Here is a 13,223-nt window from a genome sequence, read left to right on the forward strand (position 1 = left end):
GTTGTTCCTCAGTGTTCGGATTCGGGGTGGAGGTGGGGTTGCAGCACGGCAAGGACGGCCTCGTCCATGCCACGCGGGCGGAAACTGGCCGCGTCCAGTGCGGCGATGCGGACCTGGGCCGACAGCAGCAATTCGCCGTCGCGCAGGATCTGCTGGTCGAAGACCATGCTGGCCTTCTTCAGCTGGACCAAACGGGCGCTCACCTGCAGGGTGTCATCCAGCCGTGCCGGCCTGATGAAATCCATCTGCATCGAGCGCACCGCGAAGATCATCCCGTGCTCGGCGCGCATGCGCTCCTGGCCGTAGCCCAGCGCACGCATCCATTCGGTCCGGGCCCGTTCCATGAAGGCCACGTAGCGGGCGTGGTAGACCACGCCGCCAGCGTCGGTATCTTCCCAGTAAATGCGTGTCGGCCAACTGAATAGTGGCTCAACCGACATCGGGAACCTCCGCGAACAGGTCCTGCGGCGGGTTCTTCGGCTTCAGACCCATGTGCCGGTAGGCCTTGTGGGTGGCCATGCGGCCACGCGCGGTACGCACCAGGAAGCCCTGCTGGATCAGGTACGGCTCGACCACGTCTTCCAGCGTGCCACGCTCTTCGGACAGCGCCGCGGCCAGCGATTCGATGCCGACCGGGCCACCATCGAAGTAGTCGACCATGGTCTTGAGCAGGCGCCGGTCAAGCTCGTCGAAGCCTTCCGGGTCGACCTTGAGCATCTTCATCGCGGCCTGGGCCACGGGCTCGTCGATGTGGCCACCGGCCTTGACCTGCGCATAGTCGCGCACGCGTCGGAGCAGGCGGTTGGCGATACGCGGGGTACCACGCGCGCGGCGCGCGATCTCCCCTGCCCCATCGGCGGTGCAGTCGATGCCGAGGATGCTGGCGGAGCGGCGCACGATACGGGTCAGTTCCTCGACGCTGTAGAACTCCAGGCGCTGGACGATGCCGAAGCGGTCGCGCAGCGGCGCGGTCAGCAGGCCGGCGCGGGTGGTGGCGCCGATCAGGGTGAACGGCGGCAGGTCGATCTTGATCGAGCGGGCGGCGGGGCCCTCGCCGATCATGATGTCGATCTGGAAATCTTCCATCGCCGGGTACAGCACTTCCTCGACCACCGGCGACAGGCGATGGATCTCGTCGATGAACAGCACGTCGTGCGGCTGCAGGTTGGTCAGCAGCGCAGCCAGGTCGCCGGCCTTTTCGATCACCGGGCCGGAGGTCACCCGCAGGGCCACGCCCAGTTCGTTGGCAATGACATGGCTGAGGGTGGTCTTGCCCAGGCCCGGCGGCCCGAAGATCAGTACGTGGTCGAGCGCGTCGCCACGCCCCTTGGCCGCCTGGATGTAGATTTCCATCTGCTCGCGCACCGGCACCTGGCCGAGGTAGTCGGCAAGGCGCTTGGGGCGGATGCTGGCGTCGGCGGCGTCATCCTCGCGGGTGGCGCCGGCGCCGATGATGCGGTCGTCGGTCATGTGCTGATTATGCGGCAAAAGTACGGGTTTCGGCCGGGCTGCGCCCGGCACCCGCAGAGGCAACAGCAACGGCAACATCCAGAGCAACAGCCGAAGCGGGCTTCCTGGGGAATGGCGGGGTGGGTCCGCTTGCGGGGGACGCTGCAAGTACGTCCATGTAAGCTCGGTCGCCGCATCCATGCGGCTCACGCCCCCGCAACCGGACCCACCCCGCCTTCGACAGGTTTCTGCGATCTGCCTGGATGGCGTGGCCTGCTCTGCCTACTCTTGGTGGGTGTCGACCTTGGTCGACACGGTAGATCCACGCCATGCGTGGATGGATGTGTGGATGGCTCAAGACATGGGGTCAGAGCCCTTTTCCTGCGGAAAAGGGATCCGACCCCGCGCGGTCAGATCTCCACCTGCGCGCCGAGTTCCACCAGGCGGTTGCCCGGAATCCGGAAGAAGCCGGTCGCGGGCGCGGCATTCCGGTGCATCAGCGCGAACAGCTTGTCGCGCCAGATCGGCATGCCGCGGTTGGCGGTGGCCACAATGGTTTCGCGGCTGGCGAAGAAGGTGGTGTCCATCGGGTCGAAGTAGATGCCACCGTGGTCACACGAGCGCATCAGCGCCAGCGGCACGTCCGGGGTTTCCATGAAACCGAAGCGCACATAGACCCGGTAGAACTCGTCGCCCACCGACTCGATCTTCAGCCGCTGCCCTTCCATCGCATAGGGAATGGGCAGGGTTTCCACGTGCAGGAACACGTTGCGCTCGTGCAGCACCTTGTTGTGCTTGAGGTTGTGCATCAGCGCGTGCGGGGCCACGGTCGGGTCGGCGGTGAGGAACACCGCGGTGCCCGGCACGCGTACCGGCGGTGCCAGCATCAGGCCCGGCAGGAAGGTGTCCAGGCGGATGCCGTCCTTGCGGATCTCATCACGCAGCAGCTCGCGGCCACGCCGCCAGGTGCGCATCATGGTGAACAGGAAGATGCCCAGCACCACCGGGAACCAGGCGCCCTGCAGCAGCTTGGCGCCGTTGGCGATGACAAAGCCGAGGTCGATGATGAAGAACACCACGCACAGCGGCAGCAGCCAGCCACGCGACTTCGGCCACAGCGAACGTGCCACCACGGCCAGCAGCAGGGTGTCGATCAGCATCGTGGCCGACACCGAGATGCCGTAGGCCACGGCCAGGTTGGACGAGCTGCGGAACGCCAGCACCAGGCCGAACACCATCACCGCGATGCCCCAGTTGATGCCCGGGATGTAGATCTGGCCGATGGTGTCGTGCGAGGTGTGCTTGATGCGCATGCGCGGGATATAGCCCAGCTGCATGGCTTGGCGCGAGACCGAGAACGCGCCGGTGATGACCGACTGCGAGGCGATCACCGCCGCCATGGTGGCCAGGATGATCATCGGGTACAGCGCCCACGAGGGCACCGCCTCGAAGAACGGGTTCTTCAGGGCCTCGGGGTGGTTGAGCACCAGTGCGCCCTGCCCCAGGTAGTTCAGCACCAGGCACGGCAGCACGAAGAAGTACCAGGCGTGGCGGATCGGTCGCAGGCCGAAGTGGCCCATGTCCGCATACAGCGCTTCGCCGCCGGTCACCGCCAGCACCACTGCACCGAGAATGAAGATGCCGTGCCAGCCGTGCTCCATGAAGAAGCGGATGCCCCACCATGGGTTGAAGGCCTTCAGCACCTCGGGCGCATCGACAATGTTGTAGATGCCGATCGCCGCCAGCGATACGAACCAGATCGCCATGATCGGGCCGAACGCCTTGCCGATCTTCTCGGTACCGAAGCGTTGCGCGGCGAACACTGCCAGCAGCACCACCAGGGTGACCGGCACGATGAAGACATGCAGTCCGGGCGCGGCCACCTCCAGGCCTTCGACCGCACTGAGCACGGACATGGCCGGGGTGATCACGCCGTCGCCGAAGAACAGCGAGGCGCCGAAGATGCCGAGGATGCCCACTACATAAGCCGAGCGCGAGCCATTGCGCAGCGTGCGCTGGGTCAACGCCATCAGCGCCATGATGCCGCCCTCGCCATCATTGTCGGCGCGCATGATGATGGTGACGTACTTCAGCGTCACCACCAGGTTCAGCGCCCAGAACGCCAGCGACAGCACGCCCAGCACGGTATCGTGGTCGCTGTTGAGCCCGTAGTGCGGCGAGAACGCCTCCTTCAGGGTGTACAGCGGGCTGGTACCGATATCGCCGAAGACCACGCCGATCGCACCGATGACCAGCGCCAGTCCTCCAGCGGAGGGGGCGTGGCCATGGCCGCCGGGGGCGGCTGCGTGCGGGGTTTGACTGCTGGACATGGGACTCCTGGCGAAGCTCAGGCGGTTTGTTGAAGGAAAGGAAGGCGGATCAACGCAGCGCCGACTGCAGCGCCTTGCGGATCACGGTGGCCACTTCGTCGCCTTCATTGAAGGCGTCCCGGGCCATGCGGGCGGCTTCAGCCGGCTTGTAGCCCAGCTGCTGCAGCGCCACGGTGGCATCGGACAGCGGGTCGGCCGGGGCCGGGCCACTGCCGGTGGGCAGCGCGCCGCCGGCACCGAACTGGGCCGCGCGGTCACGCAGCTCCAGCACCATGCGCTCGGCGGTCTTCTTGCCGATGCCCGGAATGCGGGTCAGCGCGGTGATGTCACCGGCCTGGACCATGCGCGCGAACTCCTCGACGGTGACGCCGGACAGCACGGCCAGCGCGATCTTCGCGCCGATGCCGCTGACCTTCTGCACGTCGCGGAACAGGCGCCGCTCGCCCTCGCGCAGGAAGCCGTACAGCGAGACGCTGTCTTCCTTCTGCGAGTAGTGGGTATACAGGGTGACCTCGCGGCCGAGCTCGGGCAGGTCGTAGAAGGTGCTCATCGGCGCCTCCAGTTCGTAGCCCACTCCGTTCACGTCCACCACCAGCCACGGCGGCGCCTTGTAGGCGACGATGCCGCGCAGTCGACCGATCATTGCGTGCAGCTCCTCATTTGCGGCCCCATGCCTGGCGGGCACTGAGCCCCAGGCGGTTGGCCGTCGCCCTTACGTGGGCATGGGTGATCGCCACCGCCAACGCGTCGGCCGCGTCGGCCTGCAGCTTGATTTTCAGGTTGAGCATGAGCCCGACCATGTGTTGAACCTGTTGCTTTTCGGCGCCACCGCGCCCGACAACCGCCAGCTTGATCTCGCTGGCAGCATATTCGTGCACCGGCAGGTCGCGCAGCACCACCGCCGAGATCGCCGCGCCACGGGCCTGGCCCAGCTTCAATGCCGAATCGGGGTTGCGGGCCATGAACACGCGTTCGATGGCCACTTCCTGCGGCTCATACTCGCGGCACAGGTCGGCCAGGCCCAGCACCAGCAGCTTCATGCGCTGCGGGAAGTCGTCAGCGCCCAGCAGCACCAGCGGCTGGTGGTGCACGTAGCTGACGCGTCCGGTGGCATCGACATCAATGATGCCGACCCCGGTCCGCTGCGAACCGGGGTCGATGCCGAGGATGCGGGTCATGCTGCACTCCTGGCGGGGCGGAACGGAATGCGCTGGCAGGCGTATGGGCTCATGACTGTCCGCGGTGACCGTTCAACGGCCCGCGCCCAGGCCGTCGAAGACGGCTCAGGCGTAGGCGTCGGCGCCGAGTTCGGCGTTGGAATACACGTCCTGCACGTCGTCCAGGTCTTCCAGCATGTCCAGCAGCTTCTTGACCTGCAGGGCGACCTCGCCCTCGACCTTGATGTCGTTGTCGGCGCGGAAGGTGATCTCGGCGTGGTCGGCGACATGGCCAGCGGCGGTCATCGCGTCCTTGACTGCGCTGAACGCGTCAGGGCTGGTGACCACATCGATCGAGCCATCGTCCGGATAGACCACGATGTCATCAGCGCCGGCCTCGATGGCCGCCTCGGTGATGGCTTCCTCGTCGGCACCCGGGGCGAAGCTGAGCACGCCCAGGCGCTTGAACATGAAGGCCACCGAGCCTTCGGTGCCCATGTTGCCGCCGCACTTGCTGAACGCATGGCGGACATCGGCCACGGTGCGCACGCGGTTGTCGGTCAGGCAGTCGACGATCACGGCCACGCCACCCGGGGCGTAGCCTTCGTAGCGGATTTCCTCGTAGTCGACGCCTTCCAGTTCACCGGTGGCCTTCTTGATGGCGCGCTCGATCACGTCCTTGGACATGTTCACGGCCAGGCCCTTGTCCACCGCCACGCGCAGGCGCGGGTTGTTGTTGGGGTCGCCTCCACCGCCGCGCGCGGCAACGCCGATCTCGCGGATGATCTTGGTGAAAATCTTGCCGCGCTTCGCGTCGGACGCGTTCTTGCGGGCTTCGATGGAGGGGCCTCTACCCATGGGTGCTACCGTCTGGCTGCTTCAGGATCAAGGCGCGGATTCTACCTGATCGGGGGCGGCAACCGTGTCTAGGGCGGAGATGCCGTCGCGCATGGCCCGGCGAAGCGCGTGCGAACCAACGGTTCGCATCCACCAAGGCAGGACGGTCCGCACCCACCGAGCCAGGGCGGTCGCCCCTACCAGATTACGCGGCGGCGGCGTCGCGGCTGTGGTCGAACTGGCCGTGGCGCAGGAAATGCGCGGTCTGCCGCGCGGCATCCGGCGACACCACGAGGCCGCTGTGGCTGGTGCGCACCACGCAATGATCGGTCAGGCCCGGCAGGCGGGTTTCGGCCAGGGCCACAGTGCCATCGGAGGCGTCGTCCATCGCGCCCAGCAGGCTGCCCAGACCATGCGGCACCGAACCGGCGATCAGCCCGACCTCGGCCTTGCCCTGCCAGTCCGGCAGGCCGTCCAGCAGCAGCTCGCTGCTGCGCCCCAGCGCCAGCCCCCAACCATGATCGGACAACGAGCGCGCGGTGCCACTGCCGCGCAGCGGTGAACCCAGGCAGACCACGCGCTGCACCGGCAGCTGCGGATTGCGCCGCAGCGCTTCCAGCGCCAGCAGCCCGCCCAGGCTGTGGCCGACCAAACTCAGTGGGCCGGCGTCGGCCAGCCGCTCCAGCAGCTGCGGTACGGCCACGTCCGGCCCACCGAACACCGAGGAATAACCAAACGCGTGCACCTGGAAGCCGCGCGCGCGCAGGCGCCAGGCCAGCGGCCCGACCCAGGCGCGGGCATTCCAGATGCCATGCAGCAGCAATACGGGGGGAGTCATGCAAACAGCCTGGCGGTCAGCGGGGCAGGAACGTACGGTGATTGAACACGCGCGCGCAGCAAGCGGCAGTGAACATCAGGCCGCGCGCGGTGCGCGGCGCAGGATGAATTCGAGATCGTTCGTGTCGCCCACCGGGAACAGGTATTCGCCGGCCTTCTCGAACCCGTAGCGGGCGTAGAAGCGCTGTGCGCCGAAGTTCTCCGACCACACGCCCAACCACAGGGTGCGCGGGCCCTCGTGTTCCAGCCAGGCCAGCGCGGTTTCCAGCAGGCGGCTGCCCCAGCCGCAGCTTTGCTGCGTCTTGATCAGGTACAGGCGCTTGAGTTCGCCGTCACCGGGCTTCACGTCCGGGTGCGGCAGGCCACAGGGGCCGGCGGCGGCATGGCCGACCGCCTCCCCGTCCAGCTCCAGCAGCCACACCGCGTAATCCGGGTGGGCCAGGATCACGCGCTGGCGCTCGACCGTGTAGGCCTCCTCAAGGAAGGCCTGCAGGTCCTGCGGCGGATACAGATGGCCGAAGGTTTCGGTGAACGTGCGGGCGGCCAGCGCCGACAGGGTCGGCGCGTCGTCCACGGTGGCGCGGCGGATGGAATACATGCAGGAAGTTGACGTCAGCGCGAAGGGGCGGTCAAGCCTTTTCCGACGATTCCGCTTCTTCGTCTTCCTCGTCCTCTTCCTCGTATTCCTCTTCGTCCTCGTCTTCTTCGCCTTCCTCGTCCTCGTCGTACTCTTCCTCTTCGTCGTCCTCGTAATCCTCGACGCCGAAGTCTTCTCCATCCCAACGGCCTTCACCGTCGGCGACGAAGGTCAGGGCCATCGCGGCCGGGTTGGTACCGACGCGGACCAGCCAACCGCCGAACACGCGTGCACGCTCGGTGACCAGGTTGGCCTCGGAGCCTTCATTGCCCAGCTTTTCCCACTCCAGCGAAAACGCAAACTCGGTCATTGCCTGGATCTCCTGATCAGTTGGTCTTGGGGCGAACCTGGATGTGTACTTCGGCCAGCTGCGCGTCGACGATCGGCGACGGCGCGTCGGTCATCAGATCCTGTGCACCCGTGGTCTTCGGGAACGGGATGACGTCGCGGATCGACTCGGTGCCGGCCATCAGCGCGGCGATGCGGTCGATGCCGAAGGCGATGCCACCGTGCGGCGGCGCGCCGTAGTTCAGCGCGTCGAGCAGGAAGCCGAACTTGGCACGGGCTTCTTCGGCACCGATGCCCAGCAGCTCGAACACCGCGCTCTGCATGTCCGGACGGTGGATACGGATCGAACCGCCGCCGATCTCATTGCCGTTGAGCACCATGTCGTAGCCGCGCGAAACGGCGGTACGGGCATTGGCGCGCAGGTCGGCGATGTCGTCCACGGCCGGTGCGGTGAAGGGGTGATGCAGGGCGACGTAGCGCTGTTCTTCCTCGTCCCACTCGAACATCGGGAAGTCGGTGACCCACAGCGGCGCCCAGCCGTCGGCGACCAGGCCGAAGTCCTTGCCGGCCTTCAGCCGCAGCGCGCCCATGAAGTCGGAGACCTTGTTGTAGCCACCGGCGCCGAAGAACACGATGTCGCCGTTGCCGGCGCCGACGTGGGCCACCAGCGCGGCGAAGGATTCCTCGCTGAAGAACTTCTGGATCGGTGAGCTGATTTCGCCGTTGTCGGCGATCTTGATGTAGGCCAGGCCCTTGGCGCCGTACTTGGCGGCATGCGCGGCGTATTCGTCGATCTGCTTGCGCGACAGCGACGCACCGCCCGGGATGCGCAGCGCAGCAACGCGGCCTTCGGCATCATTGGCCGGGCCGGTGAACACCGGGAACTCGCTGTCCTTGACCAGTTCGGCCACGTCCACCAGCTCCAGCGCGATGCGCAGGTCCGGCTTGTCCGAGCCGTAGCGGCGCATGGCCTCGGCCCAGGTCATGCGCGGGAAGCTGGCATCCAGCTGCACGTCCACCACTTCCTTGAAGATGGCGCGGATCATGTCCTCGACGAAATCCTGCACGTCGCGCTCGCGGACGAAGGCGAATTCCATGTCCAGCTGGGTGAACTCCAGCTGGCGATCGGCACGCAGGGCCTCGTCGCGGAAGCAGCGCGCGATCTGGTAGTAGCGGTCGAAGCCGGCCACCATCAGGATCTGCTTGAACAGCTGCGGGCTCTGCGGCAGTGCGTAGAACTCGCCTGGGTGCATGCGCGCCGGCACCAGGAAGTCGCGTGCGCCTTCCGGGGTGGCCTTGGTCAGGATAGGGGTTTCGATGTCCTGGAAGCCCTTTTCGTCCAGGTGGCGGCGCAGCGCCTGCACCAGCTTGATGCGGGTGCGCTGCATGCGCTGCATTTCCGGGCGGCGCAGGTCCAGGTAGCGGTACTTCAGGCGGGTTTCCTCGCCCGGGTTCTCATGGGCGTGGAACGGCAGCGGCGCAGCCTTGTTCAGCACGGTGATGGCGGTGGCGATCACTTCCACCTTGCCGGTGCGCATCTTGTCGTTCACCGCGTGGCGGGCACGCACGACGCCTTCCACCTGCAGCACATCCTCGTAGCCCAGCGACGCGGCCACCGCAAACACTTCGGCATTGTCGACCTCCACCGTCACCTGCACGATGCCTTCATGATCGCGGAGATCGATGAAGCAGACGCCGCCCTGGTTACGGGCCACGTCGGTCCAGCCGGCGAGGGTGACAGTCTGGCCAATCAGGGTCTCGTCGACCAGGCCGCAGAAGTGGGTACGCATGGGGGGAAGCTCCGCTGGAGAACGCCGGCACTGGGTGGGGGCCGGAAAGCCTCGTATTCTGCGGCCGAGGCCCCGGCTGGGGCAAATCCGGCCAGTCACACCGGCTTGATCGTCCCCCTCCCTATAGTCGGGCACCTGCCACCGTATGGGATGCCGCCATGAAACCGCTGTCCCTGGCCAGCCTGGCCGTGACCCTCAGCCTGGGTGCGCTGGGCACCCTTGCCCTGCCCGCCCCGTCCGCCTCTGCGCAGAACGGGGTGATCCGCTGCGAAAGCCAGAGCAACCGCGAACGGGTCTGCAACACCGGCTGGCGCGGCGCGCAGCTGGTCCGCCAGTTGTCTGGCAGCCCCTGCGAGGAAGGGCGCTCCTGGGGCAGCCGCAATGGCAGCATCTGGGTCACCAATGGTTGCCGCGCCGAGTTCGTCGAGGCCCGTGGTGGCTGGAGCGGCGGCAATGGCGGTGGCTGGGGAGGCAACAACGGTCGGCCCGGCGAGACCATCCGCTGCGAAAGCCAGAACAACCGCGAGCGCAGCTGCCCGGTCGGCTGGCGCAATGCCCGCCTGGTCCGCCAGTTGTCCGGCAGCCCTTGCGACGAGGGCCGTACCTGGGGTGTGCGCAACGGCGCGGTATGGGTCAGCAATGGCTGCCGCGCCGAATTCGCCGAGGCCCGCGGCTGGGGCGGTGGCGGCTGGGGCGGTGGCAACAGCAACTATTCCGTCACCTGCAGCAGCAACAACAACCGCTCGCAGACCTGCGACTGGGATGAGCGCCAGGGCCGGCCGGTGCTGCAGCAGCAGCTGTCGGGCAGCGCCTGCCAGGAAGGCCGCAGCTGGGGTTACTCGCGTGGTCAGGTGTGGGTGAGCAACGGCTGCCGGGCGCGCTTCGGCACGCGATGAGTGCAGGGTCGGGGTCAGAGCCCTCCGCAGGAGGGATCCGACCCCGGGATCACGGCGCGGGTGCTATGTCGTCGCCCCACGGTGGCGGTGGCAGGTCGACCGGCTTGCTCAGGTCGAACTGCACGCGGAAGCGGCGGCCGTCCGGGCGCGTCAGTTCGTAGACGAACGTCTGGTCCGGATCGATCTCCATCGCCCAGGTGTTGTGCGTGGAAGCCAGCATGTCGGCACGGCGGAACATCGCCACCGAATCGGCATCGGCAGGGAACTGCTGGCGCTCGGCGGTGCCCGGCGGCGTGCTGTCGCCACCGTACAGGGTGATTGCGTCGGGGCTGCCGTCTTCGTGGCGATGGTCGTGTTTCAGGCGCAGCCCGTTCGGCGTGCGGGTCAGCACCCAGGTCCGCGAGTGGTCATCACCGACATGGAACGGAATGCGCAGCTCATGCGCCGGGTCGGCGCAGCCGCGCACATGCATGACCAGGCGCTGCCCGGCGAACGGATCCTTGGCGGTCGGTGCAGGCGTGTCCTCCACCACCTTGCCGACGTAGGCCTGGCCGCAATGTGCGGCGATGGCGGCCATGAACGCATCGGCCGGTGCGGTCGCCAGGTCATGGGCGACCGTATCGGAGCGCTGCGTGCACGCAGCGAGGCTGAGCAGGAGGGCGGCGGTAGTGGCAACGGCAATCGGTCTCATGCCCCAACCCTAACGGCCATGGACGATGGGCGCAAACCGCGCGCCAGTCCCGCTCAGCGCTCGGCAGACGGTGCTGCCGGCAGTGCTTCGGTCGCCGCCACCGGTGCGGCCTCGCCCTCGCCGGCCGGCTCCTGCTCCACCGGATCAACGTCAAACGGTGTACGGAACACCAGCGACGGCAACAGCGTGGTCAGCGCCGCGTACAGCAGCAGCGCACCGAACAGCACCGCCGGAATCTGGAAGCGCTCACGCATGATCGCCGCCAGCACCAGGGTGAAGATCAGCGTCGGTGCCAGCGCCAGCGAGACCCGCAGGCTGCTGCGGAAGCTCTCGCCGAACATCACCCGGCGCTGCAGCCAGACCACGCCGATGCGCAGCGGCAGCACCACCAGGGTGATCACGATGCCCAGCCCCAGCGCCTCGAAGCTCAGCGCTTCGGCGGGCACCTTGGTGCCGGCGTTGAAGAAGTAGAACGGCACGAAGAACGAGGCGAACAGGCGCAGCGCGTGCAGGTTCTCGTGCGAGGCCAGCAGCGGCATGCGCTGGTGCAGCAGGCGCGCGACCAGGCCGGCGATGAACGCGCCAACCAGGTAGTACACGCCCAGCAGGTAGGTGATGTAGGCCGCCACCATGCCGACCATCACCAGCAGCGAGAATTCCGAGCCCGGCGCGTGCGGTGCCACCCAGCGGCCCAGCGCGATGAACAGCAGCGGCAGGCCGATCATCATCGCCAGCAGTGCCAGGCTGGACAACGCCATGTGCCCTGGGTCACCGGCCTGCAGCACGATGAACAACGCCGCCAGCGCCAGCAGTTCACCGGCGATGGCCTTGCTGGTCACCCAGAACCGCTCGTCTTCGCTGAGGCCCAGCCGCGACAGCGAGTCCATGATGAAGCCCGTGGACGGCGTCAGCAGCGCCAGCGCCAGCAGCCCGGCGGCCTGCCACGGCAGCCCCGCATAGCGCCAGGCCAGCCAGCCCACGCCGAACAGCGTGCCGGTACGGATCACCAGGTGCGCCAGCAGCGGCCACATGCCACGGCGCAGCGCCTGCAGGTCCACTTCCAGGCCGGCGAACAGGAACAGCGAGGAAATGCCCAGCGTGGCCAGCAGGCCGATCACCGCATCGTGGGCCTGGTCGCCCAGCCAGAGCATGCCGATGATGCCGAACAGCAGGCAGGTCAGCGGCGCGGGCAGGCTGAAACGCTGCAGCGCGCGCGGGATCACCAGCAGCGCGAAGATCAGCAGCAGGTAGATCAGTTCATGGCTCATGGGGGACTTCCGTGTGGTTCGAACGCGCGCAGGATGCGCGCGCCGAACCGATCCGGCAAGCCACGTTTGAATGACCCCGGTTACCTCATCCGATCAACCGGTCGGCAATCCGCCCCACCTGTGCCAGCACGCTAGCGCGTTGCTCGTAGCTGATCGCACCTGCCTGCAGATAAGCCGTCAACACCCACGGGGCGCCCCCGGCTACGGGCCACAGCACGGCGATGTCGTTGCGCGCGTCTTCACCATTGCTGCCGGTCTTGTCACCCACGCGCCAGCGCTTGCCCAGGCCCGCGCGCAGGCAGGCGTCGCCGGTTTCGTTGTCGATCAGCCAGTCGGCCAGCTGCTGCCGCGAAGCCGGTTGCAGTACCTCGCCCAACACCACGCGCTGCAGGGTCGCGGCCATCGCCGCCGGCGTGGTGGTATCGCGTGGATCGCCCTTGGCAAAGCTGTTCAGCTCCGGCTCCAGCCGGTCACTGCGGCTCACCGTGTCGCCGCTGGCGCGCAGGAACGCGGTCACTGCGGGCGGGCCACCGACCACGCCGAACAGCAGGTTGGCGGCGGTGTTGTCGCTGGTGATGATCGTGGCACGGCACAGGTCGCGCACGGTCATGTCCTTGCCGGCGTGGCGGCGGGTGACCGGTGCATGCGAGAGCAGATCGGCCTCGCCCACCGGCACGCGCCTGTCCAGCAATGCCGGCATGCGTTCGGCCTGGCTGAGCGCGGTGGCCGCCAGCATGCTCTTGAAGGTGCTGCACATCGGGAAGCGCTCGTCCTGGCGATGACCGATGCGGCGACCGCTGGCAGTGTCCAGCAGGGTCACGCCGAGGCGTCCGGCGCAGGCCTTTTCCAGCGCGGCGAAATCACTGGCGGCGGTGATGGCGGCATCGGTGGGTGCGTTGGCGGTGGCCTTGCCCGCTGCACGTGCCAGCAGCGGCAAGGCAAGCGAGGAAGCCACGGCGGCACCACTGAACTGCAGGAATCGGCGACGGGCGAGCATGCGGGTTCTCCTGGGGGACCGCTCGATTATTGAAGCCTAGATCGGG

The 13,223-nt window shown here is 67.4% G+C and carries 14 protein-coding genes; 1 reads left to right on the forward strand and 13 read right to left on the reverse strand.

Annotated features, from left to right (window positions below; translation table 11 throughout):
• Nucleotides 1-8: 8 nt before the first annotated feature.
• The 10 genes from ybgC to aspS form a co-directional block, all read right to left on the reverse strand.
• Complete coding sequence (gene ybgC, locus AC5P68_RS00980) at nucleotides 9-440, reverse strand: tol-pal system-associated acyl-CoA thioesterase (protein ID WP_099604826.1); 432 nt, start codon at nucleotides 438-440, stop codon at nucleotides 9-11.
• Nucleotides 430-1,470: a Holliday junction branch migration DNA helicase RuvB gene (gene ruvB / locus AC5P68_RS00985; RefSeq protein WP_005410754.1), complete on the reverse strand. Its 1,041-nt coding sequence runs from the start codon at nucleotides 1,468-1,470 to the stop codon at nucleotides 430-432. Before ruvB ends, ybgC begins: the two co-directional genes overlap by 11 nt.
• Nucleotides 1,471-1,859: 389 nt before the next feature.
• A complete protein-coding gene (locus AC5P68_RS00990; protein ID WP_005410755.1) occupies nucleotides 1,860-3,779 on the reverse strand; it encodes a potassium transporter Kup in 1,920 nt (639 codons plus the stop codon).
• A 49-nt stretch (nucleotides 3,780-3,828) separates the two neighbouring features.
• A complete protein-coding gene (gene ruvA, locus AC5P68_RS00995; protein ID WP_005410756.1) occupies nucleotides 3,829-4,422 on the reverse strand; it encodes a Holliday junction branch migration protein RuvA in 594 nt (197 codons plus the stop codon).
• A gap of 13 nt (nucleotides 4,423-4,435) precedes the next feature.
• On the reverse strand, nucleotides 4,436-4,957 hold the full coding sequence (ruvC, locus tag AC5P68_RS01000; protein ID WP_005410757.1) for a crossover junction endodeoxyribonuclease RuvC: 522 nt from the start codon (nucleotides 4,955-4,957) through the stop codon (nucleotides 4,436-4,438).
• A gap of 105 nt (nucleotides 4,958-5,062) precedes the next feature.
• Nucleotides 5,063-5,794, reverse strand: a complete 732-nt coding sequence (locus AC5P68_RS01005) for a YebC/PmpR family DNA-binding transcriptional regulator (protein ID WP_005414277.1) — start codon at nucleotides 5,792-5,794, stop codon at nucleotides 5,063-5,065.
• Between the two features lie 184 nt (nucleotides 5,795-5,978).
• Complete coding sequence (locus tag AC5P68_RS01010) at nucleotides 5,979-6,611, reverse strand: esterase/lipase family protein (RefSeq protein ID WP_005410759.1); 633 nt, start codon at nucleotides 6,609-6,611, stop codon at nucleotides 5,979-5,981.
• Between the two features lie 75 nt (nucleotides 6,612-6,686).
• Nucleotides 6,687-7,208 carry a GNAT family N-acetyltransferase gene (locus tag AC5P68_RS01015; protein ID WP_005410760.1) on the reverse strand — a complete coding sequence of 174 codons (522 nt, stop codon included), beginning with the start codon at nucleotides 7,206-7,208 and terminating at the stop codon, nucleotides 6,687-6,689.
• Nucleotides 7,209-7,239: 31 nt separating this feature from the next.
• Entirely contained in the window at nucleotides 7,240-7,557 is a 318-nt protein-coding gene (locus AC5P68_RS01020) for a hypothetical protein (RefSeq protein ID WP_005410761.1), read from the reverse strand.
• 16 nt (nucleotides 7,558-7,573) lie between these two features.
• A complete protein-coding gene (gene aspS / locus AC5P68_RS01025) occupies nucleotides 7,574-9,325 on the reverse strand; it encodes an aspartate--tRNA ligase (RefSeq protein ID WP_005410762.1) in 1,752 nt (583 codons plus the stop codon).
• 158 nt (nucleotides 9,326-9,483) lie between these two features.
• Here aspS and AC5P68_RS01030 point away from each other — a divergent pair, with 158 nt between their 5' ends.
• Nucleotides 9,484-10,221 (forward strand): DUF3011 domain-containing protein, encoded by a 738-nt coding sequence (locus AC5P68_RS01030; protein WP_033832987.1) that lies wholly within the window; start codon nucleotides 9,484-9,486, stop codon nucleotides 10,219-10,221.
• 49 nt (nucleotides 10,222-10,270) lie between these two features.
• On the opposite strand, the gene AC5P68_RS01035 is transcribed toward AC5P68_RS01030, so the two are convergent.
• The 3 genes from AC5P68_RS01035 to blaL2 all read right to left on the reverse strand — a co-directional run bounded on the left by AC5P68_RS01035 (nucleotide 10,271) and on the right by blaL2 (nucleotide 13,177).
• A complete protein-coding gene (locus AC5P68_RS01035) occupies nucleotides 10,271-10,912 on the reverse strand; it encodes a hypothetical protein (protein WP_033832988.1) in 642 nt (213 codons plus the stop codon).
• Nucleotides 10,913-10,965: 53 nt separating this feature from the next.
• Nucleotides 10,966-12,180 carry a cation:proton antiporter gene (locus tag AC5P68_RS01040; protein ID WP_005410765.1) on the reverse strand — a complete coding sequence of 405 codons (1,215 nt, stop codon included), beginning with the start codon at nucleotides 12,178-12,180 and terminating at the stop codon, nucleotides 10,966-10,968.
• Nucleotides 12,181-12,265: 85 nt separating this feature from the next.
• Nucleotides 12,266-13,177: a L2 family extended-spectrum class A beta-lactamase gene (gene blaL2, locus AC5P68_RS01045; protein ID WP_231522011.1), complete on the reverse strand. Its 912-nt coding sequence runs from the start codon at nucleotides 13,175-13,177 to the stop codon at nucleotides 12,266-12,268.
• Between the last annotated feature and the right edge of the window lie 46 nt (nucleotides 13,178-13,223).

The organism is Stenotrophomonas sp. YJH_SMC_58, assembly GCF_059369635.1.

Bases quoted from the DNA above. Each gene is read 5' to 3' on its own strand.
- ruvA (WP_005410756.1), bottom strand. From the start codon at position 4,422: ATGATCGGTCGACTGCGCGGCATCGTCGCCTACAAGGCGCCGCCGTGG.
- aspS (WP_005410762.1), bottom strand. From the start codon at position 9,325: ATGCGTACCCACTTCTGCGGCCTGGTCGACGAGACCCTGATTGGCCAG.
- AC5P68_RS01010 (WP_005410759.1), bottom strand. From the start codon at position 6,611: ATGACTCCCCCCGTATTGCTGCTGCATGGCATCTGGAATGCCCGCGCC.
- blaL2 (WP_231522011.1), bottom strand. From the start codon at position 13,177: ATGCTCGCCCGTCGCCGATTCCTGCAGTTCAGTGGTGCCGCCGTGGCT.
- AC5P68_RS01035 (WP_033832988.1), bottom strand. From the start codon at position 10,912: ATGAGACCGATTGCCGTTGCCACTACCGCCGCCCTCCTGCTCAGCCTC.
- AC5P68_RS01040 (WP_005410765.1), bottom strand. From the start codon at position 12,180: ATGAGCCATGAACTGATCTACCTGCTGCTGATCTTCGCGCTGCTGGTG.
- AC5P68_RS01030 (WP_033832987.1), top strand. From the start codon at position 9,484: ATGAAACCGCTGTCCCTGGCCAGCCTGGCCGTGACCCTCAGCCTGGGT.
- AC5P68_RS01005 (WP_005414277.1), bottom strand. From the start codon at position 5,794: ATGGGTAGAGGCCCCTCCATCGAAGCCCGCAAGAACGCGTCCGACGCG.
- ruvC (WP_005410757.1), bottom strand. From the start codon at position 4,957: ATGACCCGCATCCTCGGCATCGACCCCGGTTCGCAGCGGACCGGGGTC.
- ruvB (WP_005410754.1), bottom strand. From the start codon at position 1,470: ATGACCGACGACCGCATCATCGGCGCCGGCGCCACCCGCGAGGATGAC.
- AC5P68_RS01015 (WP_005410760.1), bottom strand. From the start codon at position 7,208: ATGTATTCCATCCGCCGCGCCACCGTGGACGACGCGCCGACCCTGTCG.
- AC5P68_RS00990 (WP_005410755.1), bottom strand. From the start codon at position 3,779: ATGTCCAGCAGTCAAACCCCGCACGCAGCCGCCCCCGGCGGCCATGGC.
- ybgC (WP_099604826.1), bottom strand. From the start codon at position 440: ATGTCGGTTGAGCCACTATTCAGTTGGCCGACACGCATTTACTGGGAA.
- AC5P68_RS01020 (WP_005410761.1), bottom strand. From the start codon at position 7,557: ATGACCGAGTTTGCGTTTTCGCTGGAGTGGGAAAAGCTGGGCAATGAA.